The sequence below is a fragment of the Bacillus sp. V5-8f genome, from assembly GCF_002863565.1.
Taxonomy (GTDB): domain Bacteria; phylum Bacillota; class Bacilli; order Bacillales; family DSM-1321; genus Peribacillus.
This window is the reverse complement of sequence record NZ_PGUW01000007.1, coordinates 297,040-323,693: the sequence shown is the minus strand read 5'-3', so window position 1 is coordinate 323,693 and position 26,654 is coordinate 297,040. Positions and strand designations below refer to the sequence as shown.

Sequence of the window (26,654 nt, the reverse complement as noted above, 5' to 3'; positions counted from 1 at the left end):
AAATTAAGTGTCTTGTGAAATTCAGGAATTATACAAAAGCCGGATTATTGCGTATCCCTTCTTTTGTTGAATATATATCTTAACCGTCTATCTATTAGGTAGGCGTTTTTCTTTTCCAAATAAAAAACCCTAATAAATAGGGTTAGATACTCTTCTTCATTCCGCAGTTTCTACATTCTCTAAGGAATTTATTATCTTTCGCAGAGCTTTTAAATAGTGAGTAATCACAATTGTCACATCGTCCACTCTTTATGTCTGGATACTCTTTGTAATCATAAACAATGGTGGTGTCATATCCATTGTACTCTTTGTTATCTTCAGTCAATGCAATCACCTTCATGTTGAATTTAACCTTTTCATCATAACAGAACACCTTTTCATCGGGGAGGTATTGTTTATACAAATTTTTGCTGGAGTATAAGTGCTTTTGTCATATAATTTATGCAAAGGAGATGGGAACAGTGGAGTGGAGAAAACAAGATTGGTTCTGGTTAACTGGAATATTAATTGCTATTAATATATGTGTTAAGTGTGAATACTTACCATTTAAATTCAAGTTGAATGAAGTCCTGTTTCAAAATACATTTCATAACCTTTGTTGTATTTTTGTCCAGTTAATGTCATAGATTCATTTGTGGTAACAGGATGGAAACTGAGGTATGGCTTTATAAGATCAGATAGATAACTTCCGTTTGGTCCTTTGCCAAAGTAAACGGTATCTTTATCTTTGTAATAAATGGCTTTACTTTGTAGTAATCCACCTATTATGTCTACGGGTGCATATCGTACACCTTTATAATCCACCAACCCTGGCACAGACCGTAGTGTCGTCTCTGTCCTGAAAAAGAAGTGAAGGACGTTGAACTTTGTCAACGTCCCATGCGACTGCCTGTAGCACAAAAAGCAGCGGGATCTTGTTGAACTGCACCCTAATTGTTAGACACTTGACGTCTAATAATTGAAGGTGCTTTTTTATTGGTTAAATTTACACTAGAACAAAAAATTAACGGAGTAAAACAGTATTTAAGTGGTGTTGAAGGACATAGAATCATTGCTGAGAGAATCGGTGTACATTCATCTGTATTTCTAAATTGGATTAAACAATACGAACTTCATGGCAATGAAGCATTTCTAAAACGCTATACAAACTATTCCGTTCAATATAAACTAGACGTACTAAACTATATGAACGATAATGGGACGTCTATAAATGAAACAGCTGCCATTTTCAACATCCCTTCTCCCTCAAGGGTGCGCGAATGGTTAAAGGCTTTTGATTCTGGAGGAATAGACGCACTGTTATTCCACCACGTTTCGCTACTTTATTAGATGGTTGATCAGTTAACATCTCAACTATGTATCCTTCAGCATCCACAAGTAAAAAAGGTATCCCTCCCCTTTTAAACACACATAAAAATCTTTCATCACTGGCAACGCCGCATCAATGAGATCTTGATTTTGCTTTCGTCTTCTATCAATGTCGGCTTGTGAAATATGAAACAACCATCTCCCTCTTATGAGAAATGCCCAGATGTTTACATCTTTTCCACGAATCTATAATTTCTCTTCACAGGTTGTATTAGCGCTACCCTCAAAAACAAACTGACTCCATATCTCCTCATGCATCAAACTTGTCCCTCCTTAAAATTTGATTGCATAATAAATTAAAAAGTTAAATCAGCAAAGCTATATTTTAGAAATTTTGGTAGAAATTTTCCTTTCTACAAAGAAGAGATAGGAAGGGATTCCCTCCTATCTCTTTTCCATCGGATTGACCCAAAGCTTCGGTGATTGGTTTCATGTCTACCAAAACTATAGTCCATGTATTGGCTCCGAACCCAAAGTATCTAAAATTTCTATTTAAGTTCTGGCTGAGCATATTTCTTTTCAATTTTTGCAACAAGGGAATAATAGGTATCTACCATATTCCCTACATGCAGCTTACCGATTTGAGTTAGAGCCTGGTATGCTTCAAACCTCTCCCATCCCATTTCAACCATCCAGTCTATGAGCTCCGCGTAGGCAATACGGGCTGCATCTTCCATCGGGCGGGCACTTCCAACCACCATGTATTCCGTCGGGCTTTCAATCCTAGGCCACTTAATGGTTTTTCCTTTTATCAAGTTGAATTTTATGGTCACCTTTGCAGTTATTTCAAGTGCGACCCCACATAATTCTCCGTCCCCTTGACCGGCATGGGCATCACCTGTAAAGAAATAGGCACCTTCTGTATTTACGGGCAGATATACTTTATTACCCGGTTTCGTATCCGGCACATCCATATTCCCTCCATGGGAAAATGGTGTCAATGCGGAGATGGCTTCAATTTCCGGTGCCGTTCCAATGGTACCGAGGAATGGACGCCAAGGGAAGTTCAAACGGTCATTGTTCCGTAGCATTCCATTTTCTAATTTATAGATCCATACCTTCTCCGGAAGAGGTTCATTCAACGTCCGGGTCAGTTCTGTCGCTGTAAGGCCTCCGAAGTTTTCCTTCAAAACACTGACTGCCCAATCGCGAGTCGGTTCGATATCAATGATTTCAGCAACCAATGTGTCGCCTGGCTCCGCTCCTTTAATGAAAATTGGACCAGTTTGTGGGTTCAAATAATCCCCAAGTATCTCCGATGGTATGTCCTGCTCGCTCGTAATCCGATTTTCAAAAGCATCCTTCGTGAAGATTTCCACCGTTTCTCCAGGTTCTACGTATGCGATAGGCTCAAGGTATTTACTGAATACATAACTATGGGTTCCCGGCTGCTTGATCTGTTGGAATTCTTTTGTTTTTTCCATCATTATATCCTCCTTGATTTTGAAATCCCTAGCTCAATGGCACTTTTGTTTTGCCCATTCTTCTGATTGCCTGCGTGAGGCCAGCTTGTCTCGACATCCTCCGGGAATTTGGAGAAATAATATTTCCCCTTTGTCATGGAAGATATAATGACATGCAACACCGGCCCTGCCAACATGGATAAGAAAGAAGCATAATAAATCGGATATACTTTAAAAACTCCTAGGGCCCCGATTACAACCGCGACAGATAACGAAATGATGCCCGCAGGATTCCACGAATGCAGATATTCCTGGCGATACTCCACAAAATCATTCGGAGCGAGCTTTAGCACCTTACGGCAGATGTAGTAGTCTGTCAGAATGATAAATACCCATGTGTTGGTCAAGATACCTGTTATGGCGAGGAAAGTACCCATATATTGAAGCACATTGACCGCATAGAATACGACGCCAAACAGCCACACGGCCAACATCCACCACTGCCGGCCCGGACGGTAATTAAACATGCTATCCATTGTGTTGGAGAGTGCCAAAGAACCAGAGTACAAATTCATCACATTGATGCGAATTTGCGTGATAATGGCGAACACAACACCCAGAATCCCCATTACGAATGGGAAGACGAATCCGGGATCCGCAGCCAATGCATATGCATTTTCCTGAAGGTTTGGCAATAGAGTGTAGGCGAGCATGGCCCCCAAAAAAATGACCACAAACATCGGTATTAACATACCGATCATGATTGTTGCCGTCCCTTTATATGTAATCGTAGGTTTTGCGAAACGACCGTAATCGGTCGCCAATAACCCTTGAAACACCAGCTGTCCGTTTGCCAAGTTCAAAGCGGTCCACATGGTCGTGGCCGTGATGTCATCCTTTGGCATCCAGGAAGCCGTTCCTACAATGTCATAGTTCGTGCCTAACTGATAAAGTCCAATGATAAACAAAATAAGGAAAATAGGGACTCCCCATGTCTGCAAGAATTGCATTGAAGACATGCCTTTCCATACAAACCAGATCGTGATCGCCCCGAGTGTTGCAAAGATCGCAATCCCACCAACTGAATTGATCTCAATTCCAGCATAATGAGCAATCGCATGGGTCACGATCGTTCCTTCGAAAATAAAGTAGAAGATATAGTTCACCGCATAGATCAGGGATGTCACCGCAGAACCCATGTACCCAAACCCAAGGCCACGAGTAAGAAGGCTCATGGACAACCCTTCCTTACTGGCGATTTTCATGGTGCATGCCCCGATGATCGTGGAGCCGATAAAAAAATATAAAAGCGGGATCAACATCGTCGGCCAGCCTATGGTATAACTCATTTCTGCACCGAACGAGAAGAAAAACATAGCTGTGGAATTTCCTAGAAGTACAAGAATAATGGCCGGTATAGGCCAGCGGTAACGGGAAGGTACACGACCGACCGCATAGTCTTCAACGGCTTCAGCTTCGGTGATATCTTGAGGACCTTGAAACCACTCTTTCCATTTGCTCATAACTTTCCCACCTTCGTCAATTATTCACTGTTGAATTCTATAAATCGACCGTATGTGCGAGTTTCTGAGGTGATGGCCTCGATTTAATGGATGCGAGGTAACGCTGATAACGGATTCTACCAGACAGTAAATTAAGTTAACACCTCACTTTTTGTAAATAAAAAACATTGTTAGAAGTCCGAATTATCTATTTTTAATATAGCAAACATTTTCCAAAAAAAACACTTCCATTTTCAAAATCTATCACTATTAGTCAATAATTAGCTTTTAACGCTGAATGTTAACAAATTGTGGGACAATGATGATGGGAACGATAGGTGTGTGTCATCTTGTTTTTAAAATTAAAAACCATTTAGATACTAGAGATTGAATGGCATTTTTAAAACTTTTAAATTTTAATAACAATCGCTTTGGTCTGACTCTTAAACTACTCGATTCTTGGTGGCATCTTCTAGCTACATGTTAGTCTGCTTCGGGTGTTGGAAGAGTAGAAAGTTGTGCGAATCGGTGATTATATAGAAGGTGCAATTAACGTACGAGTGTTTGCGGCAACCAATCGCAATATAATGGAACAAATAGCACATCAGGGTTCCTTTCGCTCCGACTTAGAGGACATCGAATCATTGTCCATCGAATTTTTACAGTAGTTTAATCAATGTGCAAAAGACCTCTGACTCTATATGATTCTGACCTGAGAACCCTCCAATCATATAGCTAGCCTGGGAAAATCCGTGAATTGCGAAATACATTGGAACGGGCATTTCTCTTGGCTCTTGAAGAAAACGAAATATTTCCGAGACACTTCCTAGTTGAATTACAAAAGATAACAGTGCAAATATCTATGTGGTACTTTGTGGAAGAACTAGGCCTTGATCCGCTTACTGGTAAAAGAAAGCGGAAAAAGCAGCGGGGGTTTAAAACAAAAAAGGAACATTGTTAAAGGTGAACTTGACCATGCTGTGAACATGGAACTGCTTCCCACCAATCCAATCGTAAAAGTACAGTTATCTAAGAGCTGCATGGTCATAGTAATATCAAAACAACTCTGGATATATATACTTCCAAACATGCAGAAGACACAGCTAATCAAATTGATGCTTTACTCTCTAATACAAAATAAAGCTCTGCGGCACCAAATACATGATTTGTGCCATTAGTGTGCCCTTTAAAAAAATTAAAAAGCCCCAAAACGTTGCCATTTCAACGTTTTAGAGGCTTTGGTTAGTGACCTGTGAGGGGCTCGAACCCCCGACCCCCACCCTGTCAAGGTGGTGCTCTCCCAGCTGAGCTAACAGATCGTGTTATTTATTTTGCTTGCTAAGTACAATATTAATTATATGTTTTCTGTATGAAAAGTCAATACTTATTTTAAAATATTATTTTTATATTGTTAAAAACGATTCTTAAGCATTTCGTTCGTATTTACATTCAGCATATTGATACACTAATAGCGAAAAAGGAGGAATAACTATGACAACAAAAATCCGCATTTATTCTGATTATGTTTGACCGTTTTGCTATCTGGCGGAGGCTCCGCTTAAAGAAGCAATAAAAGGCAGGGATGTTGAGGTCGAATGGATGCCGTTCGAGCTGCGGCCTTATCCAACTGAAACACTTTCTCCAAAGGACGCCCGGTTCCAGCAAGGATGGAATCAATCAATTGCCCCACTGGCAGAACGCTTAGGCGTAAAAATGGTAATGCCGCAGGTTGATCCAACCCCGCATACCCACCTCGCCCATGAAGGTTTCCGGTTCGCCAAGGAACATGGAAAAGGGAATGAATATGTGGAGGCTGTCCTAAAGGAATTTTGGGAACAAAGCAAGGATATTGGCAGCATAGACGTTTTGGCTGAGATCGCTTCTTCGGTTGGATTGGACAAAGAGCGCTTTAAGGATACTTTATCTGAACGGAAATATGAACCTCATCACAAACAGGCCCTGAAACATGCATATTACGATGCGCAAATAACGGCAGTACCGACGTTTTTTATAGGCAACCGCCGTGTTCAAGGTTTGCATACAAAGGAAGCATTAGAAAGAATACTGGATGAAGAAGAATCAAATTCTCCTTCATAATTATTTTGAATAAAACGGTTCTTTTAGTAGGACCGTTTTTCTTCATACCAAACAAGAACATTTGTTTCCTTTTCGCTTGCATAAAGAACATACGTTTGCATATAATATAATTAACAGCAAAGGAGGTAATTCATATGAAAACCATGTTGCTTAAAAATTTAAAGGAAGGTACACCGTTGGAAATCATTTACCTTTCTGAAAAAGAAAACATTTCACAGCGGCGTATATCCATCATTGATATAAAAGATGAATATATTAGGGCTTTCTGCTTTCTTCGCCGTACGAAACGCACATTCAAGATTTCAAATATCCTTTCCGCCCGCTTGATCCCCTCCGTTGGTACAATGGAATAAACCCTAAAATAAAAAATTCCCAAAAATTTGATCATTATTTCAGCAAGCCGGCGTACGAAAGTTACCCTAATATTTTTCTTCTAGGCGAATGTCCTTCTAATATTCGTTCGTATCTTCTTCATCCCTCAAGTGGATGGCAAACCTTGCTGCAATCATAGTCGCGACGAAATTATATATGACACGCCTGTTGGATATAAACAAAATCATTATGTAGACTTCACCAATAAGAGCTGAATAAGTAGAGCGATTGTTGTAAATCCTTGGCCACGTTGCATTAATTAGCGCTAAAACTTTCGAAAAATCGCTGGAAGTTGTATTAAAGAATTTACTGTTAACAATTCTCCCTTTGGTTCTATATCTATTTTGATGTTGTTATAACTCCATTCTAATTCTGAAGGTATGTGAATAGCGTGTATACCATTCTCAAGGGCAGGTTTTATATCTGTCTTCAAAGAATTCCCAATCATCCAAGTGGTTTTAGGATCTGCATTAATAATTTGAAGTACTTCTTTTAGTGCTTCAGTATTTTTATGTTCATAGATGAACACTTTTTTACCAAAATAAGCTTCTAGCTCCAATTGAACAATTTTTCTTGTTTGGTTTTCTTTATCTCCACCCGTATACATATATAGATTATGTCCCTCTTCTTTAAGCTCATTTAATACCTCATACATATACGGAAAAGGTTGCACTTCTATTTCAAATACTTGTTGGCCAATTTTTCTAACTGTATCGATTTTTTCTTTTTCTATTTTTTGTTGATGTTTTTCACTAAAAAAAGTATAGGTAGATACAAGTGACTCAGGAAACCGTGAAGAGTTTAATCCATATTCAGCAATACTTTTTATATCAATTTCAAATTGCTTTTGAGTAATCTCTTCGCTTGTAAGCAACGGAAACCAATTTTGCATTTTGTCTACAAAAGAGTTGATTGAAGCCCTAAAGTATTTATTACAATGAATCAGAGTGTCATCCAAATCAAATATAAGAGTTTGTTTTCGCATTTGTTTCTCTCTCCCGGCATACAAAACCATAAAGAATGATATGATTGTATTTTTAACTAATTAACTGAACTTAAAACATTATTTAATCCTAACTCTTAATGAACTTTTTATTATTCCCCCCTACCTTAGATACTATTTTAAATTATCATTTTTATCCATCTAGAGTAACTGTTAAACCGATAATACGTAACTTTCAAATGTACATTACATCCGAAGAATTTTTATAAAAGTCACTCTATTACTCCTGAGCAATTAAAATCAGCTATTTCACGTTAAGAAAATAGCTATTATAAACAAACTATATGAGATTTTAATATGCGCCTTGCTATACCGTAGTGGTCAGATACATCTGATTTGATTGCACTTTTTTCAAAATTCAAAATCATAACGAAGAAAATAAGCCCTTAGTATGCTAGAATAAGCGGGTAAACCGATAATAGATAATTGGGGTGGATCGATGAGTAGTATACCTAAGGGCACTATAAAGGAGTACAAGTTTAACAGCCAGGCACTGGAGGAAGAATTGGAGTTATTGGTTTATCTTCCTGCAAATTTTTCGCCTTTGACTAAGCATACTGTTTTAATTGCCCAGGATGGGCGGGATTATTTTCAGCTTGGCCGAATCGGAAGAGTTGCTGATGGGTTGGCAAACGACGGAGACATCGACAATTTAATTATCGTGGGCATCCCCTATCACGATGTTCACGACCGCCGCAGCAAGTATCATCCCGCGGGTGAAAAGCATTCAGCTTACATACGCTTTCTTGCCCATGAGCTTGTTCCATTCATAGATGAAGAATTTCCGTCATATCATATGGGTTTAGGCCGCGTCTTAATTGGGGATTCCTTAGGGGCGACGGTATCACTGCTAACCGCTTTGAAATATCCAAATACATTTGGAAAATGCATTTTGCAATCTCCACTAGTCAATGAGGCAGTTGAGAACGCGGTAAAGGGTTTTGAACACCCGCAGCTGCTTGAAATATACCATGTCGTTGGCAAACAGGAAACAGAAGTCCCTACCACTGACGGTGGAAAAGCGAATTTTATTGAACCAAACCGAAGGATAAGCAAATTATTCGAAGAAAAAGGATTTTCTTATTTTTATAATGAATTTGAAGGAAACCATACATGGAAATATTGGCAGCCTGATTTGAAACGGGCGTTAAAGTATATTTTTAAAAACTGACGGTTATATGGCGCTATATATAAGCTTCACAAAATTACTTGTTTTTCCATAGACTTTGCTATAATTTACTTAGCTCATATTTATTGAAAACAATTTTTTTACATAGGAGGTATGATGATGAAATATGGTGTGGTAATTTTTCCATCGAAAACGCTTCAAGATAAAGCGAATTCTTACCGGAAACGGTACGATCCGCATTATGCACTGATTCCTCCACATCTTACACTTAAGGGGCCATTCGAAGCCAGTGATACAGAAATTAAGACAATTTCCGATAAACTTGCACAAATCGTTTTGGATTCAAAGCCTTTCACATTGAAGGTCTTGAAAGTTAGCTCCTTCAAGCCAGCTAATAATACCATCTACTTCAAGGTTGAGCTGACACCAGAGCTTGAAAAGCTTCACTGTGCCTTGCACAGTCAAGATTTCTTTGAAGAAAAGTCCGAATACACTTTTGTTCCCCATATTACAATTGGGCAAAAGCTTTCAAATGATGAACACTCCGATGTATATGGGCAATTGACTATGGTAAATGTAGCACATGATGAGCAAGTGGAAAGAATCCATTTACTATACCAGTTGGAAAATGGTTCCTGGACTGTTTACGACACATTTACACTAGGAAAGGAAAAAAAAGAGTGAACGTAAAAATCGCAGCCACTAAGGAAGAACGGGAGGATGCCTTTTCCGTACGGACAAAGGTATTCATCGATGAACAAAATGTACCTGTAAAAGAGGAAATTGACCGTTTTGAAGATGAGTCCGCTCATTTTGTCTTATATGATGACTCCCAATTCGCGATTGGCGCCGGCCGTTTTCGGGTGTTAGACGACTTTGGCAAGGTTGAACGAATTTGTGTGCTATCTTCAGCCCGGCAACAAGGGGCGGGGGCTGCCATTATGAATGCCATTCACAAATTTGCAGCATCTAAAGGTATAACAAAATTGAAGCTGAATGCCCAAGTCCATGCCATTCCTTTTTATGAAAAATTAGGCTATCAGACAATCTCCGATGAATTTCTTGATGCAGGCATTCCCCACAAAACCATGATTAAAAATATCTAAGTGTTTTCCTTATAAAAAAACCCAAATTCAGTGCGTAGACAACTCCGCAGAATTTGGGTTTTTTTGCATCTTCACGCCATACCTTTCGAAAAATTCCACAACAGCCCTAAGCCAATTTATTTTTCCTTACATAGTCTAAGGTAAGGAAAAATGAAGGAGGGATATGATGGACCACAAAGGATCAGAAATGGAAGAAGCGCAGAAACGGATGATGGAACTGCTTGTTTCCCGCACTTTGCGAAAGCATGGAGTACAAAAAGGAAAAGCAAATCTTACCGAAGCAGAAAAAGAAAACCTAAGAAATACAATCGAATTATTACGAAAACAAGTCAATGCATTTACCGGAAAAACAAACGTAACGGAACATGATGTAAACCCGGAAACTAATGTGTATGAAGAAGACAAGACCCAGCCTGAACAAGAAGAAGCGCCACCGAAAGCCCCCCGTATAAACAGGCTGGCCCAGAGACGGAAAAATAGGCGTTTGGAGTAATATATTCGTCCAAACATAGTTTCTTGACCAGCATAGCTTAATAGGGAATAAACTTAAAGGAGGATCATTATGAATCAAGAGGTTTACAGCAGCAAGTTTGGTCACAACTGTGATCACCATGAAAAAAGATGGTCAGCTTTAGATCCGCATTGCAAACACCCAATGTCCCATTTTTGCAGCGATGATACTGAAATCGAACAAGAAGCCGTTCAAAGAAGCACAGAATATCAGCTTTCAGAAGAACTGATCTATATCAAGGATTCCTGTGATGTGAATGTTAACTCCGTTGACATCAAAGCAGCTCTTTCATTACAGGCAGCTCTTCAGGCAGCCATCGCCATTGTCATCAGCGTTTCTATCCTGGATGGTGAACGCGCCGAAAGAATCACTCAAGAATTACTTCAATCTACTAAAATTACCCAAATCACAAGACAAAAGACTATCATTGAAAATTCTCGACAAGTTGATGTGCAAACTACTGACGGTCAATTCGCAGCAAGCATTCAAGCCTTGTTCCAGCTATTAGTAGCACTAATTGTAGAAGTCGATATCCTTTAATAAAACAAAAGGACACGGAAAGTGTCCTTTTGTTTTATCCTTATATCGTTTGATTAATATATGCGCCCTTTCCTGTTAGTTCGGACTGGGTTTTGGAAATCAGGTGCTCAGGAATCCTGTTTTTTATAGGGTGATTCATAAATACTGCCGGCAAAGATTTTGTTTCCCGTTTAGCTGGCAGGGGCTCATTTTTTTCTAAAGCAGATGTTTGCCTATCAAGCTCCTCCATAAATGTGATAGGCATAATGGGATTTACCCCTTCTACCACTTTTTGCGGCAGCTTGTCAGCGCTTACCGTGCGGTTTGCATATTGAATATACTCAAATTGAGTGATTGGAAGTATGTATCCCATTACAATCCCCCTTCTTTCTTTTCAACGTCTATAGTTTTTGTATTTATACCCTCATGTTTACTTGTGTAAACATAAATTTATCCTCTTTTTGTTTAGTATATGTTCTGTTATCATGAAGATTACCTATGCTAACTGGCAGATTGTGAATCGCTTGAAGGTTTAGACTTAGTAGAATTAAAAAAGAAGTATCCATGTTATTTTTTCTTAACATGTTAATGAATTGAGGTAATATGCATGAATGCAGCAAAGACAGCTAACGGAATTATAAGCCTTGAATCTGTGCCGGAGGATCAGCTGCAGGCTCTATATGAAAAAGGGAGGCGCGGGGAACTATCCTGCCCATATTGTAAAAACCCTGTGAAGCTTTATATTGGAATTCATGAACCTCCCCATTTTAGCCATACGTCCCAATCTCATGTTTGTGAACAGTCCCTCGACAAGGGTGTTGTCAAGCAAGAACCAGAAATACAGGACCAAGAAGTAGATCACCTCCAAGAAGGCTTCAGGCTTCCGGTACGACGAAGCATCTCCTCGCCATCCGGGATAGCAGAACCTTTTACTAATAGCAGGCCGATCAAGGGAAATCCTCCCTTTTTTGAAAAAATCCCTGTGTCCAATATTAAAGAAGATACATACTTTTCGTTGCTGCGCGACTATGGCATAACACTAGATCAACAACAAAGCCAAGCGGCTGGCTCCATCCATGGCCCTCTTCTTGTGCTGTCAGGTGCAGGCAGCGGCAAAACAAGGGTATTGACCATAAGAACCGCTTACATGCTAACTGAGGAAAAGATTGATCCAAAATCTATTATGCTGGTTACATTTACAGCGAAGGCCGCAAAAGAAATGAAAGACCGGCTGATTACCTATCCAAAAATTACGTCGTCTGACGTAAATCAGTTGGTAAGTGGAACATTCCACAGCATTTTCTATAAAATCCTCATTTTCCATGAGCCACAGAAATGGCAGCGGAACCTCTTGATAAAATGGGAATGGGAAAAAGAAAAGATCTTGAAAGCTGCCGGACACGAATTCGGGCTGGATGAAAAAGAGTTTGCGTATGACAATGCCCTGCAGCAGATCGGCCTTTGGAAAAATTCCCTTGTGTTTCCGGACGATATTAATCCAGCGGATGATTGGGAATCTGCGTGTGCTTATTTGTACAAAAAATATGAGAATTATAAGCGCGAATCGATGATGTACGATTTTGATGATATGCTCGTAGGCTGTTATTCCCTTTTTATGGAACAGCCGGCTCTCCTAGAAAAGTACAGGCAAAGATTTCAATACTTTCTGGTCGACGAGTTCCAGGATATTAATAAGGTTCAATATGAACTGATTAAACTCCTTTCATCCGGAACGAAAAATGTGTGTGCGGTCGGTGATGATGACCAAGCCATATACTCATTTCGGGGTAGCGATCCGGCTTTTATTTTAAACTTTAAAACAGATTTTCCTGAAACAAGGGTGGTCAAGCTTACGGAGAATTACCGTTCCGCCCATGAAATTGTTGCAACAGCGAACCGGATCATAAGCTATAATAAAAACCGAATGGATAAAGCAATGACTGCCCAGCACAATTTCAGTGATCCGCCCGTTTTATTTTATCCTTATGATGAAGAATTGGAAGCCACGATGATTGTTACGGACATACAGGAAAAAATCGCCAAGGGTGCGCGTCCCGGTGATTTCGCAGTGCTTTACCGTACCCATTCCATGTCACGCGCCATTTTTGAACGGTTAGCCTCCTCTTTCTTGCCTTTTGTAATTGAAAGGGATGCTGATTCCTTCTATGAACGCCGAATTGTGAGAGGAATGCTTGCTTTCTTGCGTTTAAGCATATATCCAGAAAATCCGAAAGCCGCTGCAGAGGTACTGGCATCATTGTTCCTAAAGCAAACGGTCCTGCAGGAAATGAAAGCCCAGACGATTTTGCAGGATTGTGATTTTATCGATTCTTTTGCCCATATAAAGACAGGGCATTCTTTCCAAGATAGAAAGCTTAAAGCTTTGCCAGACAAAATTCGCGCATTAAAGAATGTTACTCCCCTTACCGCTCTTGAAAGGATCGAAAAAGACCTTGGGTACCAGGATTTTGTTAAAAAGCGCGGAAATGAAGGAAATATCGAGAAGGGCTCTGATGATATCCGGGACCTTAAAGTGGCGTCCAGAAGGTTCCAAACGGTAAACGAATTTCTTGAACATGTCGACCATATGATTGCTATGAACAAGGAAGTGAAGGAATTTTCCAAGAATAATACAGATGCCATTCATCTCACCACTATCCACCGTTCAAAAGGGCTGGAATACAAAAATGTGTATGTATTAGCCGCTGTGGAAGGGAGCCTGCCGCATGACTTTGCTCTGGATTCCTATAGAAATGGAGACCAGGCGCCATTGGAAGAAGAGCGCAGGCTTGTGTATGTGGCAGCTACCCGAGCTAGCCACGGGCTGTATTTCTCCATCCCGCGGACAAGAAGAGGAAGAACAGCCTATCCTTCACGTTTTTTGAAGATTTAAGCGAAAGAAACGGGGTATATCGTTCTCCCCGTTTCTTTTTTCCCTCCTTTATTTACTGCTGAGCATTTTTGAGAGGGTACTAAAGTCGATTTGATTGCCATCTTTAATGATGGATTGGACAATTTGCTCTTCCATTTCTTTGCTTACAGGTTTATTTGCCAGTAGTGAGACTTTTTTGATCACATTTCGGACGGTTGCTTCATCTTTAAAATTTGCCCCCTGAAGAGAGTTCGCCAATTCAAAAATATCCTTCATGTTAACACCGGTTTTGCTTTCCATGTTTTTAAAGAATTGATTATCCACACATAGCCCTCCTTCTCTGTATTGGTATCTTATGTAAAAGGAGCTAAATGGTGAAATTGTTTTAAAAGAACGTCGACCAAAACCCGCCACGTCCTCGAAAAGCAAAGACTTCGCAGCCAAAAAATCTTTGATTTTTGGTGACATCCTGTGCAAGTAAAAAATGGAATGGATTTACCCATTCCATTTTGTATTAGCAGCAGAAGGAAGCACCAACAATGACTAATAAGATGAACAATACAAGAATAAAAGCAAAACCGTAACCACCAAATCCTACCCCAGCTACAGGAGCGGCATATCCATATCCGCCATATCCGCCGAAGCATCCACATCCAAACATATCATTTCACCTCGCTTTTCGCTTAAGGTACTTTAACATATGTAGGTCTGCGGACATTTGTATATGATGCATGCCTAATACATGTACCAAATTCTTGTTAGAACCGGTTTATGGTACAAGCAAACCAAGCGCATCGGGATACAGTGTCATTGTAAAATATAATGGCAATGAATTAAGGAAGGAAACAAGTCTCACTCAGGCCAGTACATTGAATGAATTCCGGATTTGCCCTTCTTAGCCTTTAGGCCTGAATACCAGAGCACCAAGTACCCCGAATATGATGGCAGCGGATATACCCGCGCTCGTTATTTCAAACATTCCTGTAACAACACCTATAATCCCATGTTTATCGGCTTCTTGCATTGCGCCATTTACAAGGGAACTTCCAAACGAAGTGATCGGGACAGATGCTCCTGCTCCTGCAAAGTCTATTAACGGCTCATAAAGGCCAAGACCGCCTAGTACAGCTCCAACAACAACGAGTAAACTCATTGTATGCCCAGGCGTCAGCTTGGCTACATCAAACAGTAGCTGCCCGATTACACAAAAGATCCCTCCAACTACAAAAGCCCAAAAAAACATTGGTAACATGAAAGCTCCTCCTTTCGATTATTTCTTGTCTAGTTCTAGCGCTACAGCATGCGCTATGCATGGTATAGTCTCTTTTTGCTGATATGATAACGGTGATAAAAGCGCCCCCGTTGCAATCATTAAAATTCTTTTATAAGTTCCTTTTCTCATTTCATTAAGCAAGTGGCCGTATAAAACCGTTGCCGAGCAGCCCGCGCCACTTCCGCCTGATTGCACAGGCTGGTCGTCCTTGTAAATCATAATTCCACAATCCCTGAATTTATCTTCCTGCAAGGATAGCCCTTTTTGCGAGAGAAGCTCGAGGGTTGTTGCGCGTCCTATTTTCCCCAAATCCCCGGTAACAATTAAATCATAGTGGTCAGGCTTGATTTCAAGGTCTTGGAAATGGGCAAGGATTGTATCGGCTGCTGCCGGTGCCATCGCCCCTCCCATATTAAAAGGGTCTTTAAGTCCCTCATCCTTCACTTTCCCTATTGTTGCGGACGTAATGGAAATACTTGAATCATTTCCATTCTCCGCTGATGTAACAATCGCCATTCCGGCCCCCGTAATCGTCCATTGCGCTGTGGGCGGCTTTTGGCCCCCGTATTCTGTTGGATAGCGAAATTGCTTTTCAACGGCCGAATTATGACTTGATGCACCTGTTAATATATAGTTGGCCCCTTTGTTGTTAACTAGGAAAGCGGATAACGCCAAACCCTCCATCGATGTGGAGCAAGCTCCAAAAAGACCGAAATATGGCAGGCCGATATCTCTGGCAGCAAAGCTGGTCGGCGTGATTTGATTGATTAAATCACCTGCTATAAAGAATTGGATATCGTCCTTTTGGACGTTTCCTTTTTCGATTGCTTTCTCAGCTGCCTCTTTTATGAGGATTTTGTGTGCTTTTTCGTAGCTATCCTCTCCAAGCCATAAATCTTCATGTAGAATATCGAAATCATCAGCCAGATTTCCTTTCGCTTCGAAAGGACCGCCTGTTACGCCTGTAGAGAGGATTACCGGTTTATTATCAAAAATCCATGACTGTTTTCCAGTAAGCATGGTCATCCCCCTAACTGAGTAAAGATTGTTTTTATAAGAGCGACAACGAAGGCCGCAAATACACCTAATGCAATAACGGTTCCCGCAAGTTTAAAGATATTACCCCCGACACCTAGGACCAATCCTTCCGTACGATGTTCTATCGCGGCTGATATCACTGAGTTGCCAAACCCCGTTACTGGTACAGCACTGCCCGCTCCGCCAAACTGGCCTAGACGGTCATATACCCCAAACCCGGTTAACAGGAAGGCGAAAAAAACCATGGTAGCCACGGTTGGATTGCTGGCTGTTTGTTCTGTGAAATTAAAAAAATAAATATAAAAATAGGTAACGGCTTGTCCAATGGCACAAATAGCTCCTCCGACTAGAAATGCTCTTATGCAATTTTGCAGTACCGGTCGTTTTGTTTCATATTTTCCTTGAAGCTGTTTGTAAGACTGTTGGGCTGCTTTAGCATTCGTTTGATTCGCCATTTTTTTGACCTTCCCCTCTTACGTCATTTCCTTCTGCAGTGACTCAATTTCTTGGAACTTTTTCTTTGCCTTTTGCTTTGGAACATCCTTGTTCAATAACATCTCATTTAACCTGACCGTTTCCAGAAAGATTTTATAATCACTCGAAACGATAAATTCATTGTCCTTGAACCTTTTTTTCAGGTGACTGTTAACATCCTTTTCAATCTTTTTCATCTGAAAGCGACGTAAATGGTTGACCTTATAGGCTACAAGCACTTTCTTTCCATTTTGCACAACCGCCACATCATAAATACCATCCAGCCCAGCTACTTCTTTTTTTACCTTTTCGGGTAAACCATCCTTTTGATAAGTAGTACTGCGGACATCCACGGCAGGAGGATTTGTCTGTTGAATAAGTGCCGTGCCTTCTCTCGCTCCTTCTCCATTTCCGCAACCAGCGGCTAAAAGAATGATCATCATCTGGATGACAAGAAAGTAAAATCGTTTGTTATGTTTTTCTGGCATGTGGTTCACATCCTATTTGTGTTCTGAATATAATTTTTGTATATCCTTATTTTTTATGAATGACATATTTTCCCCTGTTCATTTAAAAACAGCTGTCATAGAAAGCAAAAAAGCTGACTCGGATAGGCTCGAGTCAGCTTTTTTGCTTTTACTTCCCTTTGCTGCAGCCACAGCTTTTTTTTACCTTCGTAGGTCTCACTTTAATAAGCGGTCTTGGATACTGTGCACCCTGTCTAATCATGGTTTCACCCTCCTTTTTGGAAGATTATAGTGTTATAATATGAGAACGAGCCTGTATTTGTTTCTATTACGAGCCTACAAATTTACTGACAAATGTCTCAATTATAGAGCCGATAGCTGCAATAGCGAGCACGAAAATAACATAATCCCCTGCTGTAGAACCATATAGATGCAATGCCACCAAAATTAAACTGACCCAAATACCTGTGCACCAATAACAGCTTAATAAATCTCCTATCCACGCCTTTATTCCGGATTTTTTGGGAATTAGAAAAACTTCATCGAATCCATCTTCTGTTTTTTCCACTATTTCATCAAAAAAAGGACTTCTCAAGAATTCGGTAATTTTATCAAATACAATAAGCCTGGTCAGCCTGAATGAGGCGAGGCCGAGGAGTATTAGTATCGTGAAATTAATGTTGTCATCCATTTTCCTGCCATCCTCCTCCACGAACTTGACGCTCCTTTGAAGTTACAATACTCGCAGGTCTTGTATGTCTGAGACGTGAAGGTCATATATATGTTCCCCTTCTTGGACAATCACCACGTCTTTTCGTTTATTCAAGACCCGAAAACTGATCCGTTTCCCTTTTACAGTAGCTTCACAGGTAGGTTTCTTCGCTTTAGCAGGATAGCGTGACAGTTTTTCAAGCATAGTACTTACCTCAAATTGAGGCTGGTTATCAACTAAATCTTCTTCATTTTCATTGGCTATTTTTAGCGATACTGGAGTTTCGTTACGGAACTGTTCTGCTTTTATTTTTTGAACCGATGCAATCTCATCCGATATTTCCTTCAGCGCATCATAAACACCATATTCGCGCTTGATTTTCTCCAGTTTTTCCTCTTCTTCCTTTTTCTTTTGCTCATCCTCTTTCTCTTCCTGATTTAAAGCGGACTCCTTTGTTTGTGGTTGATCAATCTTGAAAAACTCGGAACCCTCCCATTCACTTTCCTGCCCGCTCTTTTGTTGGCTGCCCTTTGTTCGAAAAACCTGCTGCATCTGCGGATCTTGGTGTGGGGGCAGATTGGGTTGGACGATATATAAGAGGGGAGTAGAGGTTTTATCGCTATTGTTTTTCATATCATTCTCACCTCAGGTATTTGATCACTTCCACTGATTCTATCTTATCAATAGAAAATTGAAGCGTTTTTCTCGTAAAACACGTCTGGATATAAACCATTGATCTATCCTTTGCCGATCCACTGGCTCCCATTTATAAAAATCTCGCAAATAGGTCTTGGTGCAAGAACAGGAAGCCTCCCTAATAGTAAAATCCTTTCCTCTGTATTCATTTCGCTAAACTTTTTACGAAGGAAGCATTTTGTGAATAGGAATCTGTTTTGCCTTCCATTTTTCCCCTCCCGTCTGTGAATTCAACGATGAACGGCATGAGTCAAAAAAGGCAGAATCCTTTTTCATATGTATATGGCCGTTGTAGCGGGATTATGAATCACCCTATTTTTCCACTTTTTCCGTTTCATAAAGGATCGATTTCATGGACAGACAATCTCCTGAAAGCAAGACGAATAAAAAATCTGCCCCAATGTAAAGCGAGCATAGTTGAAAAGCTATAGATCATAAAAGCGGTCCCAAAGGAATTTAGTCTGTTTTCGCCACTATTCGCTTCTCACCTGCAAAAAAAGCCTGCCCAGTTTGGACAAGCTTTGTGTACATTGCGATCAACGCTTTATTGATTGGAATTATATTTTGTGTCTTAGCCTTTAATATGGTACCCAGAGTCTACATGAATGTTTTCCCCGGTAATACCGCGTGACATGTCGCTAAATAAGAATACCGCTGTATCTCCTACCTCTTCAGGTGTAGTGGTTCGTCTTAACGGGGCTTCTTCTTCTATCTTTTTCAGGATAGAGTTAAAGTCACTGACTCCTTTGGCAGATAATGTTCGGATCGGCCCGGCAGAGATGGAATTAACTCGAATTCCGTGTTTCCCAAGATCATTTGCCAGATAGCGCACGCTAGCATCAAGTGAAGCTTTCGCAACGCCCATTACATTATAATTCGGAAGAACCCGTTCGCCCCCAAGGTAAGTTAATGTAACAATGCTGCCACCCTCTGCCATTAGGTCCTTTGCTGCCTTTGCAACCGCGGTCAACGAGTAAGAGCTTATGTTATGTGCCAACAGAAAGCCATCACGAGTCGTATTCATATAGTCTCCCTCAAGCTCCTCCTTGTTCGCAAAGGCGATGCAATGAGCGATTCCTTGAATTGTTCCGGCTTCCTCTTTGATTTGAGCAAAGCAGCTTTCAATGCTCTCGTCACTTGTGACATCACAAGGAAGTACAAGTGAAGAAGCACCTAACGATTCAGCAAGCTCTCTCACACTTTTCTCAAGACGTTCACCGGCATATGTAAAAATTAATTTAGCGCCCGCTGCATGAAGGGATCGGGCAATTCCCCAGGCAATGCTTCGCTTGTTTGCAACACCCATTACCACATATGTTTTTCCCTCTAAAGATAAAGCCATACCATTTGCCCTCCTTTTTATACAAGTTAATAGTACCTAGTACTAATTTAAAGTATATCAAATATCAATAGGGATTCAAACCTTTTTCCATGTTCGGAATAAGCTATATAGGAATAGTTTCGGACTGAACCCGTTAAATTAACCTTTCCCCTTCATCTTTTTTCCATTTTTTCTGATATACTGAAAAGGGGGGGCTCCGTCTTGAATAACAGTATAATCGAAGTAACAGAGGTTGCGAAAACAATTAATGGGCAGTCCATTTTAACAGACGTTTCATTTTCCATAGAAAAAGGAAGCATCACCGGTCTGTTGGGACCTAACGGAGCAGGCAAAACAACTATCATCCGCTTGTTGAACGGGGTAATTGATGCTACTTGCGGCACGATTTCTGTGTTGGGGAAGAATCCAATCACAGAAGGGGACGAAATCCGAAAAAACTCAGGCATCGTTACCGAAAGCGCTTCTCTTTACAACGATATGACCGCCTGGGAGAACCTTAAGTTCTTCGCTAAGATCTACGGAGTCAATGATGAAAGAAGGCTTAGCTACTTGCTGGATCAGTTTGACTTGCTAGAAGTTAAGGATAAACCAGTTGGGACTTTCTCGACCGGAATGAAAAAACGAGTTTCCCTCGCAAAGGCATTGTTGCATCATCCAAAATTATTATTCTTGGATGAGCCTACAAATGGTCTAGATCCTGACGGAATCAATTCTGTAATTTTTTATTTGGATCGAGTGAACAAAGAAGAAAACGTCACGATTTTAATTTGTTCCCATGTCCTGCACCAGCTTAAGCATATTTGTGATTCCTATTTATTTTTGAAAAACGGGCGGATCATGGAAAAAGGGACAAAGCATGAGCTGGAGGATAAGTACCTGAAAGAAATCCGTTTTTTAGTAGAAACCGGATTAAAGGTCAAGGACAGTTTTTATATGGGTTATCCGATAGAGCAAAAAGGCAAGGAGGGAATAGAGTTCGCACTTTCTTCAAAGGATGAAATCACCCCTTTGTTAAGGGAAATCCTTAAGGAAACCTGGATTCATTCAAGCAAAATTACAAATAGAAGCCTTGAATCACTATATTTCAAGATTATAGGTGAGCGCGATGAATAGACAAATAATAAAAGCCATTGCGATAAAAGATATAAAGTCTATTTTTTCTTCAAAAAAGATATGGGTTCCAATGGTGATTTTGTCGTTTGTCCTATGTATTGCTTTTCCAGCAGTGATGGCATACCTGGGAATCCATACGGATTTATTGAACCAATCAGCCGAAGACATTGAAAAGCCAATTCTTGCCGTCATTGATCATTTCCCTGTTATGGAGATACGTACAACCCTCTCACAATTGCCAACCTTGGGTTTCAAGTTTGTTTATTTTTTCATGAATTTTATGTTAATTCCTTTTTTCTTAATGCCAGCCATTATTCATTCCATGGTTACAGCATCCAACAGCTTTGCGGGAGAAAAAGAAAGAAAAACGTTGGAAACCCTGCTATTTGCTCCGATATCGGTTTATGACTTGTTTTTAGGCAAAGTGTTGGCATCACTTATTCCAACTTTATTGATCACCTATACTTGCTTTATCATAAACATGATTGTTGTAAACATAATTTCTTTCAAGGCGCTTGATAGCATCCTCTTTTTGAATGCCGCTTGGCTGCTCTTTATGTTTTGGGTAATTCCCGCTCTTGTTATCTTCAATATCCTTCTGAATATACTTGTATCGGCAAGAGTAAAGTCCTTCCAGGAAGCCCAGCAATTCGGGGGAATTATGATTTTGCCCATTGTCGGGATTATTATCAGCCAGGCGAGTGGACTATTTTTTTTAAGCCCTGTGATTTTGTTCCTTATAGGAATCGTGCTGTTTGTTTGTAATCTCTTTTTGTTAAAAATCATTGCACGGTTTAATCAACGTAATGCCCTGTTTGAAAGCCAAATCCATTAAAGGATCAAGCCCTTTTATAGAAAAACCGGTGTTGCCATTTACTTTGGTACACCGGCGTTACTATAGTGAAAGGTAGGTTATTCCTGAAACTGTTCTTCCCAAAAATCTTTGACTTTGGTGTATCCTTAGAATCATGCACTTTTATCCGTCCAAAATGAATGTCAAAACGTTCCCTACCTGTGAATGACATTAAGGTTGCTTTATGACAGATAACTCATGAACAAGGTTGCCATTCCAAAATAAATTAAAATACTAATAAGGTCATTAATGGTTGTAATGAAAGGGCCCGAGGCAACGGCAGGGTCGATTTTCATTTTATGCATGAATAGCGGAACAAGCGATCCTGCCAAAGTGGCAACAATGAGCGTAGCGAAGATTGAGACACCTACCAAAAAACCGAGGACAACGTCATGCTGCCAGAAGTACACGACAAAGGTGACTAATATCCCGCAGGTTGCACCGGTAATGAGCCCGGTGCCCGCTTCCCTTAGCAATAGCTTCCATTTATTTTCATCCTCCAGATCACCTGTTGCTATCCCGCGTACAGCAACGGCAAGCGCCTGAGTTCCCGTATTTCCTGCCATACCCGCAATTAACGGAATAAATACAGCTAGAATCGCTTTTTTGCTCAACGTTTCTTCAAATCTACCGATCAAGCTCGCTGTTATCATTCCTAAAAATAACAGGATCACAAGCCATGGCAGCCTTTTCCTTGCTGCAGCAAAAGGATTCTTATCGACTCGGTCCAAATCCGAGACGCCGGCGAGCTTGGAGTAATCGTCAGACGCTTCTTCATCCATAACGTCCATGATATCATCTACGGTAATGATTCCAATAATTCGCTCCTGAAAGTCTACGACCGGCATCGCGAGAAAATTGTAATCCTTCATTTTTCTCGCAACTTCTTCCTGATCCTCTGAAACCGATACTGCAACCACCCTGTCTAACATCACTTCTGATATCATCGTCTCATCATCGGCGATTATTAAATCACGCAATGACATAACTCCAACGAGTTTCCGTCCGTCATCAATTACATAAATATAATAAATCGTTTCAGCTTGGGGTGCCTCATTTTTCAGGATTTGCATCGCTGAACGGACTGTTTGATTGGCCGAAATCGCGATAAATTCCGTGGTCATGATACTTCCTGCCGTATATTCCTCATACCTCAGAAGATCCTTTATGTCCTTGGCTGCCTCATCATCCATGATGGTCAAATAACTTACAGCCTGATTCTTATCCAATTCACTTAGGACGTCTACGGCATCGTCAGCATACATATGGGAAAGCATCTCTGCAACATAAGCAGGATCCATTTCAGCTAGCAGGTTCTGGTACTCTTCCTCATCAATTTCAATATTTTCAAAGAGGCTCGCCATCTCTTCCGGAGAAAGATACAAATAAACCCTGGAGCGAATTTCAGCATCTAGGCCAGTATAAACTTTAGCCTGATCGTATGGGTGAAGATCCATGAATTCGCTTCGAAAGGCATCGATATCCTCACGCTCTAACGTCTGGGCCAGGAGATCTTCATTAACCTGATTTTTTTCATTTTCGATAAAATCCGTCATTCTTTGACACCTCCCCCCATTGTTTTTATCATTCTCAAGAAAGGAATCCCTCTCCAGATTCTTCCACATTTTCAGGTTGATATTATTTAATTTCCCTCCAGGGTATTATACTATTAGCTTACAATGTAAGAAAAGTCGTCTCGTTGACAGCCAATTATGATGATGACAAAAGAACCAGCAAGAGATTAGTCCAAAGGGTGGGAAATATGGAGATCGATATCATTGGCGACATTCACGGATGCTTTGAAGAATTTATGGCGCTTTCGGAAAAACTGGGGTATTCGTGGGACAGCGGCATACCTGTACATCCCTCAGGTAGGATTCTAGGCTTCGTCGGTGATCTTACAGACCGGGGGCCGTTTTCGGTAAAAGTAATTGAAACGGTGTATGATCTTGTCGTAAAGCAAAAACTTGGCCTGTATTCACCGGGAAACCATTGTAATAAGTTATATCGGTATTTGAAGGGCAACAAGGTACAAGTAACTCACGGGCTTGAAACAACAGTAGCGGAACTCGAAGGCCTCTCAGCACGTGAAGAAAAAAAAGCCAGAAAGCAATTCATTGAACTTTATGAGAAAGCACCTCTTTACCAGGTTCTCGACAGTGGGAATTTGATCATTGCCCATGCAGGGATTCGGGAGGACTACATCGGCAAACATAACAATAAGGTGAAAACATTCGTACTGTATGGTGATATTACAGGAGCTAAGCACCCAGATGGTACCCCGGTGAGGCTTGATTGGGCTGCGCGTTATACAGGTAATCCATGGATTATCTATGGGCACACGCCGGTTAAGGAAGCGCGGAAAGTTAACCACACCTACAACATTGATACCGGCTGTGTTTTTGGAGGAAAATTAACCGCCCTAAGATATCCGGAGATGGAACTGGTCGATGTCCCTTCCACTCTTCCATATGTCCCGGAAAAATTCAGGACGGTATTCGACTGACCGATCCTGCGGCTTCTATGATCGATCATATGACAGGTGGCACTTACACCCCCTGTATAAATAATTGTAGACTTATTTAAAAAAATTGTGGCAGCTTGAAGATTGCCTGATCTTTGCATTTTTTTCCCTTTATATGCACGATGAAGGACATTTTTCTTTCCTGATCCCCGGATGTTGTCCTTCATATCCCCGATGAAGGACAATTTGCTTTCCTGATCCTCGGATGTTGTCCTTCTTATCCCTGATGAAGGACATTTTGCTTTCCTGATCCTCGGATTTTGTCCTGCATGTCCCCGAATGTTTTGCCACCAGGATTTAGACCTTGTCATCTCTCTTCCTGGCTTTTTCTCCCGTATTTTCCGGATATCCCATTTTCTTCAACCAAACGTTCGCCCGCAAGTTTTATCATCCGTTTCCCATCGTATAAACATGTTTCGTATACACACATTTAGTGCCACCAACCCTAGCAACCAATCTTCGCCTCGCCACATATTATATGTTAGGAACAAAATAACAGCTACCGCTGATTATTGCCCAACTCCAGGAGCTGGTGCATATCCAGCGGAAGCGGTTCTTCAAATACAAGCTCTTTATTTAAAAAAGGATGACAGAATTTCAAACTGTTGCAATGCAGGGCCTGCCTGGAAATATCTTTTGTTGACCCCCCATATAAATCATCCCCGGCAAGAGGGAAACCAAAATACGATAAGTGGACGCGAATCTGATGGGTCCTCCCGGTTAAGAGTTGCAGCCGGACCACGCTGTAGCCTTTTGCTCTTCCCGCCACTTCAAAAAGTGTACAGGCATACTGGCCATCAGCCCTTACCTCGCGCTCGATAATGCTGGTCGGTTTTCGGCCGATCGGTTCTTCAATTCTTCCTGAATCTTCTTTGATATAACCTTCAGCAACCGCTATGTATCTACGCTTTACCTTCCCTTGCTTCTGCTGTTCGCTTAAAAGATGGTGAATATGGCTATGCTTCGCGACCAACACTAGCCCTGAAGTGTCACGGTCCAGCCTTGTTACAACATGAATGGTGGAAGCAAGCCCCTTGTCCCGGTAATAACCTGCCAGGGCATTGGCCAGGCTGCCCGCAGGATGCTCCCTCGAAGGGATTGTATTCATAAAAGGTGGCTTTGACACCACAAGGATAAAATCATCTTCATATTTGATAGTTAGAGGAATCATTTCGGCAATAAGTCCTGTACTTGGTTCTTCCAGTGGAAAAATAAGTTGTACGATATCGCCATCCTTTAACGAATAACGAACAGTTGCTTCCGTGCCGTTTACCAGGATAAGACCGCCCTCGAATTTTATAGCAGCTAATGCCCGTCTAGAAATTTGGCGCTGCCGAAGAAATTCCCTTAATAACATTCCCGTTTCCCGTTCAGATGCCACCCAATGCAGTTTGAATCTATTATCGAATGTTTCATTTTGCATATATATTTGTTAACTCCCTAGTTTGCAATAAATGAATCATGCACCCTTTTCCAAAAGGGAAATGGCCTGAATCTGGCAAATCGGATTTTTTCGTCAGCTACCCTGAATTGCACGGACTTAACATCTTCATGTACCAAGGAAAGATGGTCGATTGTAATTTGAAAATTTACATTATTCACTGGCTTCAGCATGCAGGTATGGTGTGCTGGCAGTAATAGAGGTGAACCAACAGTACGGAACACCCGGTTGTTGATTGAAGCCATTTCAGCGAGCTGGATAGCATCAATAGCCGGATGAACGATGGCTCCGCCCAGCGCTTTATTATAAGCCGTACTTCCTGATGGCGTTGATACACAAAGCCCGTCCCCTCGGAAGATTTCAAAATGCTGTCCCCGTATTTCAACATCCATAACAAGCGTTCCCTCCACGCTTTTTATTGTGGATTCATTCAACGCAAGAAATCGCGATTCCCTGCCACCATGCCTGTATCGGATAATCACTTCTAAAAGGGGATATTCGACCACCTGGAACGGCGTTTTTGCAAGGGCAATCACCAGCTTTTCCATTTCATCCGGGGTCCAATCTGCATAAAATCCAAGGTGGCCTGTATGCACACCAACAAAAGCAGTCTTATCCAGGCGGTTCTTATATCGATGGAAAGCATAAAGCAGTGTTCCGTCCCCGCCTACTGAAATTACGATATCAGGCTGGTCTTCGTCACATTCCAAATTGAAGTCTTGAAGATATGTGCGCATTTTGTGCATAAGCGTATTCGATTTAGCGTCTCCTTTAGAGGTAATAGCGAATTTCATAAGTCCCATCCTATATAATAGATTTTTTGTAACGAAAGGGGGGCA

The 26,654-nt window shown here is 41.0% G+C and carries 32 protein-coding genes and 1 tRNA gene; 14 read left to right on the top strand and 19 right to left on the bottom strand.

All coding sequences use genetic code 11. The features are described 5' to 3' along the window. Positions 1-142: 142 nt before the first annotated feature. Positions 143-340 carry a DUF8096 family protein gene (locus CUU64_RS12445; protein WP_101633943.1) on the bottom strand — a complete coding sequence of 66 codons (198 nt, stop codon included), beginning with the start codon at positions 338-340 and terminating at the stop codon, positions 143-145. 635 nt (positions 341-975) lie between these two features. Here CUU64_RS12445 and CUU64_RS12435 point away from each other — a divergent pair. Next, positions 976-1,329, top strand: coding sequence for a helix-turn-helix domain-containing protein (locus tag CUU64_RS12435; RefSeq protein WP_101633941.1), 354 nt, complete (start codon positions 976-978; stop codon positions 1,327-1,329). A gap of 527 nt (positions 1,330-1,856) precedes the next feature. On the opposite strand, the gene CUU64_RS12430 is transcribed toward CUU64_RS12435, so the two are convergent. Further along, positions 1,857-2,792 (bottom strand): acetamidase/formamidase family protein, encoded by a 936-nt coding sequence (locus CUU64_RS12430; RefSeq protein WP_101633940.1) that lies wholly within the window; start codon positions 2,790-2,792, stop codon positions 1,857-1,859. A 2-nt stretch (positions 2,793-2,794) separates the two neighbouring features. Then, on the bottom strand, positions 2,795-4,294 hold the full coding sequence (locus CUU64_RS12425; RefSeq protein ID WP_142383623.1) for a purine-cytosine permease family protein: 1,500 nt from the start codon (positions 4,292-4,294) through the stop codon (positions 2,795-2,797). A gap of 497 nt (positions 4,295-4,791) precedes the next feature. Here CUU64_RS12425 and CUU64_RS21690 point away from each other — a divergent pair, with 497 nt between their 5' ends. Together CUU64_RS21690 and CUU64_RS12420 are read left to right on the top strand one after the other, a co-directional pair. Next, complete coding sequence (locus tag CUU64_RS21690) at positions 4,792-4,941, top strand: sigma 54-interacting transcriptional regulator (protein ID WP_180954578.1); 150 nt, start codon at positions 4,792-4,794, stop codon at positions 4,939-4,941. Between the two features lie 194 nt (positions 4,942-5,135). Next, positions 5,136-5,234: an Arm DNA-binding domain-containing protein gene (locus CUU64_RS12420; protein WP_101633969.1), complete on the top strand. Its 99-nt coding sequence runs from the start codon at positions 5,136-5,138 to the stop codon at positions 5,232-5,234. Positions 5,235-5,519: 285 nt separating this feature from the next. Here the strand turns inward: CUU64_RS12420 and CUU64_RS12415 are convergent. Next, a tRNA-Val gene (locus tag CUU64_RS12415) sits at positions 5,520-5,592 on the bottom strand. A gap of 223 nt (positions 5,593-5,815) precedes the next feature. Here CUU64_RS12415 and CUU64_RS12410 point away from each other — a divergent pair. Together CUU64_RS12410 and CUU64_RS12405 are read left to right on the top strand one after the other, a co-directional pair. Further along, positions 5,816-6,370, top strand: a complete 555-nt coding sequence (locus CUU64_RS12410) for a DsbA family oxidoreductase (RefSeq protein WP_257985511.1) — start codon at positions 5,816-5,818, stop codon at positions 6,368-6,370. A gap of 134 nt (positions 6,371-6,504) precedes the next feature. Continuing rightward, entirely contained in the window at positions 6,505-6,723 is a 219-nt protein-coding gene (locus CUU64_RS12405; protein ID WP_101633938.1) for a hypothetical protein, read from the top strand. Positions 6,724-7,007: 284 nt separating this feature from the next. Here CUU64_RS12405 and CUU64_RS12400 read toward each other — a convergent pair whose 3' ends face one another. Continuing rightward, on the bottom strand, positions 7,008-7,727 hold the full coding sequence (locus tag CUU64_RS12400; RefSeq protein ID WP_101633937.1) for an HAD family hydrolase: 720 nt from the start codon (positions 7,725-7,727) through the stop codon (positions 7,008-7,010). A 457-nt stretch (positions 7,728-8,184) separates the two neighbouring features. Here CUU64_RS12400 and CUU64_RS12395 point away from each other — a divergent pair, with 457 nt between their 5' ends. The 5 genes from CUU64_RS12395 to CUU64_RS12375 all read left to right on the top strand — a co-directional run bounded on the left by CUU64_RS12395 (position 8,185) and on the right by CUU64_RS12375 (position 11,031). Next, complete coding sequence (locus tag CUU64_RS12395) at positions 8,185-8,916, top strand: alpha/beta hydrolase (protein WP_101633936.1); 732 nt, start codon at positions 8,185-8,187, stop codon at positions 8,914-8,916. A gap of 117 nt (positions 8,917-9,033) precedes the next feature. Then, entirely contained in the window at positions 9,034-9,558 is a 525-nt protein-coding gene (locus tag CUU64_RS12390; protein WP_101633935.1) for a YjcG family protein, read from the top strand. Beyond that, positions 9,555-9,980 carry a GNAT family N-acetyltransferase gene (locus tag CUU64_RS12385; protein ID WP_101633934.1) on the top strand — a complete coding sequence of 142 codons (426 nt, stop codon included), beginning with the start codon at positions 9,555-9,557 and terminating at the stop codon, positions 9,978-9,980. The genes CUU64_RS12390 and CUU64_RS12385 overlap by 4 nt, the downstream gene beginning before the upstream one ends. A gap of 166 nt (positions 9,981-10,146) precedes the next feature. Beyond that, the gene (locus CUU64_RS12380) at positions 10,147-10,473 is read left to right on the top strand and encodes a hypothetical protein (RefSeq protein ID WP_101633933.1); all 327 of its coding nucleotides are present in this window, start codon (positions 10,147-10,149) and stop codon (positions 10,471-10,473) included. Positions 10,474-10,542: 69 nt separating this feature from the next. Next, a complete protein-coding gene (locus CUU64_RS12375) occupies positions 10,543-11,031 on the top strand; it encodes a spore coat protein (protein ID WP_101633932.1) in 489 nt (162 codons plus the stop codon). A 40-nt stretch (positions 11,032-11,071) separates the two neighbouring features. Here the strand turns inward: CUU64_RS12375 and CUU64_RS12370 are convergent, their stop codons facing one another. Continuing rightward, positions 11,072-11,383, bottom strand: a complete 312-nt coding sequence (locus CUU64_RS12370) for a hypothetical protein (protein ID WP_101633931.1) — start codon at positions 11,381-11,383, stop codon at positions 11,072-11,074. Between the two features lie 234 nt (positions 11,384-11,617). Here CUU64_RS12370 and CUU64_RS12365 point away from each other — a divergent pair, with 234 nt between their 5' ends. Next, positions 11,618-13,903 carry a UvrD-helicase domain-containing protein gene (locus CUU64_RS12365; RefSeq protein WP_101633930.1) on the top strand — a complete coding sequence of 762 codons (2,286 nt, stop codon included), beginning with the start codon at positions 11,618-11,620 and terminating at the stop codon, positions 13,901-13,903. 48 nt (positions 13,904-13,951) lie between these two features. Here the strand turns inward: CUU64_RS12365 and spoVIF are convergent, their stop codons facing one another. The 9 genes from spoVIF to fabI all read right to left on the bottom strand — a co-directional run bounded on the left by spoVIF (position 13,952) and on the right by fabI (position 19,884). Beyond that, a complete protein-coding gene (gene spoVIF, locus CUU64_RS12360) occupies positions 13,952-14,206 on the bottom strand; it encodes a sporulation-specific transcription regulator SpoVIF (protein WP_101633929.1) in 255 nt (84 codons plus the stop codon). 190 nt (positions 14,207-14,396) lie between these two features. After that, positions 14,397-14,543 (bottom strand): YjcZ family sporulation protein, encoded by a 147-nt coding sequence (locus tag CUU64_RS12355; RefSeq protein WP_101633928.1) that lies wholly within the window; start codon positions 14,541-14,543, stop codon positions 14,397-14,399. A gap of 234 nt (positions 14,544-14,777) precedes the next feature. Further along, positions 14,778-15,134 (bottom strand): stage V sporulation protein AE, encoded by a 357-nt coding sequence (gene spoVAE / locus CUU64_RS12350; RefSeq protein ID WP_101633927.1) that lies wholly within the window; start codon positions 15,132-15,134, stop codon positions 14,778-14,780. 18 nt (positions 15,135-15,152) lie between these two features. Further along, positions 15,153-16,175, bottom strand: a complete 1,023-nt coding sequence (gene spoVAD, locus CUU64_RS12345) for a stage V sporulation protein AD (protein ID WP_101633926.1) — start codon at positions 16,173-16,175, stop codon at positions 15,153-15,155. A gap of 2 nt (positions 16,176-16,177) precedes the next feature. Further along, positions 16,178-16,648: a stage V sporulation protein AC gene (gene spoVAC, locus CUU64_RS12340; RefSeq protein ID WP_101633925.1), complete on the bottom strand. Its 471-nt coding sequence runs from the start codon at positions 16,646-16,648 to the stop codon at positions 16,178-16,180. Between the two features lie 18 nt (positions 16,649-16,666). Then, positions 16,667-17,155: a YhcN/YlaJ family sporulation lipoprotein gene (locus CUU64_RS12335; RefSeq protein WP_101633924.1), complete on the bottom strand. Its 489-nt coding sequence runs from the start codon at positions 17,153-17,155 to the stop codon at positions 16,667-16,669. A gap of 307 nt (positions 17,156-17,462) precedes the next feature. Next, positions 17,463-17,846, bottom strand: a complete 384-nt coding sequence (locus tag CUU64_RS12330) for a DUF1360 domain-containing protein (protein ID WP_308302372.1) — start codon at positions 17,844-17,846, stop codon at positions 17,463-17,465. A gap of 21 nt (positions 17,847-17,867) precedes the next feature. Continuing rightward, complete coding sequence (locus tag CUU64_RS12325; protein WP_101633923.1) at positions 17,868-18,479, bottom strand: hypothetical protein; 612 nt, start codon at positions 18,477-18,479, stop codon at positions 17,868-17,870. Positions 18,480-19,113: 634 nt separating this feature from the next. Continuing rightward, positions 19,114-19,884, bottom strand: coding sequence for an enoyl-ACP reductase FabI (gene fabI / locus CUU64_RS12320; RefSeq protein ID WP_101633922.1), 771 nt, complete (start codon positions 19,882-19,884; stop codon positions 19,114-19,116). A gap of 201 nt (positions 19,885-20,085) precedes the next feature. Between fabI and CUU64_RS12315 the strand changes: the two genes are divergently transcribed. Beyond that, positions 20,086-20,997, top strand: coding sequence for an ABC transporter ATP-binding protein (locus CUU64_RS12315; protein WP_180954577.1), 912 nt, complete (start codon positions 20,086-20,088; stop codon positions 20,995-20,997). Next, positions 20,990-21,832, top strand: a complete 843-nt coding sequence (locus CUU64_RS12310) for an ABC transporter permease subunit (protein WP_101633920.1) — start codon at positions 20,990-20,992, stop codon at positions 21,830-21,832. The genes CUU64_RS12315 and CUU64_RS12310 overlap by 8 nt, the downstream gene beginning before the upstream one ends. A 200-nt stretch (positions 21,833-22,032) precedes the next feature. On the opposite strand, the gene mgtE is transcribed toward CUU64_RS12310, so the two are convergent. Continuing rightward, the gene (gene mgtE / locus CUU64_RS12305) at positions 22,033-23,406 is read right to left on the bottom strand and encodes a magnesium transporter (RefSeq protein ID WP_101633919.1); all 1,374 of its coding nucleotides are present in this window, start codon (positions 23,404-23,406) and stop codon (positions 22,033-22,035) included. A gap of 206 nt (positions 23,407-23,612) precedes the next feature. Here mgtE and prpE point away from each other — a divergent pair, with 206 nt between their 5' ends. Continuing rightward, the gene (gene prpE, locus CUU64_RS12300) at positions 23,613-24,356 is read left to right on the top strand and encodes a bis(5'-nucleosyl)-tetraphosphatase PrpE (protein WP_101633918.1); all 744 of its coding nucleotides are present in this window, start codon (positions 23,613-23,615) and stop codon (positions 24,354-24,356) included. Between the two features lie 325 nt (positions 24,357-24,681). Here prpE and CUU64_RS22605 read toward each other — a convergent pair whose 3' ends face one another. From CUU64_RS22605 to CUU64_RS12290, 3 genes are all read right to left on the bottom strand, one after another. Beyond that, on the bottom strand, positions 24,682-24,804 hold the full coding sequence (locus CUU64_RS22605; protein WP_257985502.1) for a hypothetical protein: 123 nt from the start codon (positions 24,802-24,804) through the stop codon (positions 24,682-24,684). Positions 24,805-24,873: 69 nt separating this feature from the next. Then, the gene (locus CUU64_RS12295; RefSeq protein ID WP_101633917.1) at positions 24,874-25,797 is read right to left on the bottom strand and encodes an RluA family pseudouridine synthase; all 924 of its coding nucleotides are present in this window, start codon (positions 25,795-25,797) and stop codon (positions 24,874-24,876) included. A gap of 17 nt (positions 25,798-25,814) precedes the next feature. Continuing rightward, positions 25,815-26,609: an NAD kinase gene (locus CUU64_RS12290; protein WP_101633916.1), complete on the bottom strand. Its 795-nt coding sequence runs from the start codon at positions 26,607-26,609 to the stop codon at positions 25,815-25,817. Positions 26,610-26,654 lie beyond the last annotated feature (45 nt).

Bases quoted from the DNA above. Each gene is read 5' to 3' on its own strand.
- CUU64_RS12445 (WP_101633943.1), bottom strand. From the start codon at position 340: ATGAAGGTGATTGCATTGACTGAAGATAACAAAGAGTACAATGGATAT.
- CUU64_RS12430 (WP_101633940.1), bottom strand. From the start codon at position 2,792: ATGGAAAAAACAAAAGAATTCCAACAGATCAAGCAGCCGGGAACCCAT.
- CUU64_RS12425 (WP_142383623.1), bottom strand. From the start codon at position 4,294: ATGAGCAAATGGAAAGAGTGGTTTCAAGGTCCTCAAGATATCACCGAA.
- CUU64_RS12420 (WP_101633969.1), top strand. From the start codon at position 5,136: ATGTGGTACTTTGTGGAAGAACTAGGCCTTGATCCGCTTACTGGTAAA.
- CUU64_RS12405 (WP_101633938.1), top strand. From the start codon at position 6,505: ATGAAAACCATGTTGCTTAAAAATTTAAAGGAAGGTACACCGTTGGAA.
- CUU64_RS12400 (WP_101633937.1), bottom strand. From the start codon at position 7,727: ATGCGAAAACAAACTCTTATATTTGATTTGGATGACACTCTGATTCAT.
- CUU64_RS12395 (WP_101633936.1), top strand. From the start codon at position 8,185: ATGAGTAGTATACCTAAGGGCACTATAAAGGAGTACAAGTTTAACAGC.
- CUU64_RS12390 (WP_101633935.1), top strand. From the start codon at position 9,034: ATGAAATATGGTGTGGTAATTTTTCCATCGAAAACGCTTCAAGATAAA.
- CUU64_RS12380 (WP_101633933.1), top strand. From the start codon at position 10,147: ATGGACCACAAAGGATCAGAAATGGAAGAAGCGCAGAAACGGATGATG.
- CUU64_RS12375 (WP_101633932.1), top strand. From the start codon at position 10,543: ATGAATCAAGAGGTTTACAGCAGCAAGTTTGGTCACAACTGTGATCAC.
- CUU64_RS12370 (WP_101633931.1), bottom strand. From the start codon at position 11,383: ATGGGATACATACTTCCAATCACTCAATTTGAGTATATTCAATATGCA.
- CUU64_RS12365 (WP_101633930.1), top strand. From the start codon at position 11,618: ATGAATGCAGCAAAGACAGCTAACGGAATTATAAGCCTTGAATCTGTG.
- CUU64_RS12355 (WP_101633928.1), bottom strand. From the start codon at position 14,543: ATGTTTGGATGTGGATGCTTCGGCGGATATGGCGGATATGGATATGCC.
- spoVAE (WP_101633927.1), bottom strand. From the start codon at position 15,134: ATGTTACCAATGTTTTTTTGGGCTTTTGTAGTTGGAGGGATCTTTTGT.
- spoVAD (WP_101633926.1), bottom strand. From the start codon at position 16,175: ATGCTTACTGGAAAACAGTCATGGATTTTTGATAATAAACCGGTAATC.
- spoVAC (WP_101633925.1), bottom strand. From the start codon at position 16,648: ATGGCGAATCAAACGAATGCTAAAGCAGCCCAACAGTCTTACAAACAG.
- CUU64_RS12335 (WP_101633924.1), bottom strand. From the start codon at position 17,155: ATGCCAGAAAAACATAACAAACGATTTTACTTTCTTGTCATCCAGATG.
- CUU64_RS12325 (WP_101633923.1), bottom strand. From the start codon at position 18,479: ATGAAAAACAATAGCGATAAAACCTCTACTCCCCTCTTATATATCGTC.
- fabI (WP_101633922.1), bottom strand. From the start codon at position 19,884: ATGGCTTTATCTTTAGAGGGAAAAACATATGTGGTAATGGGTGTTGCA.
- CUU64_RS12310 (WP_101633920.1), top strand. From the start codon at position 20,990: ATGAATAGACAAATAATAAAAGCCATTGCGATAAAAGATATAAAGTCT.
- mgtE (WP_101633919.1), bottom strand. From the start codon at position 23,406: ATGACGGATTTTATCGAAAATGAAAAAAATCAGGTTAATGAAGATCTC.
- prpE (WP_101633918.1), top strand. From the start codon at position 23,613: ATGGAGATCGATATCATTGGCGACATTCACGGATGCTTTGAAGAATTT.
- CUU64_RS22605 (WP_257985502.1), bottom strand. From the start codon at position 24,804: ATGTGTGTATACGAAACATGTTTATACGATGGGAAACGGATGATAAAA.
- CUU64_RS12295 (WP_101633917.1), bottom strand. From the start codon at position 25,797: ATGCAAAATGAAACATTCGATAATAGATTCAAACTGCATTGGGTGGCA.
- CUU64_RS12290 (WP_101633916.1), bottom strand. From the start codon at position 26,609: ATGAAATTCGCTATTACCTCTAAAGGAGACGCTAAATCGAATACGCTT.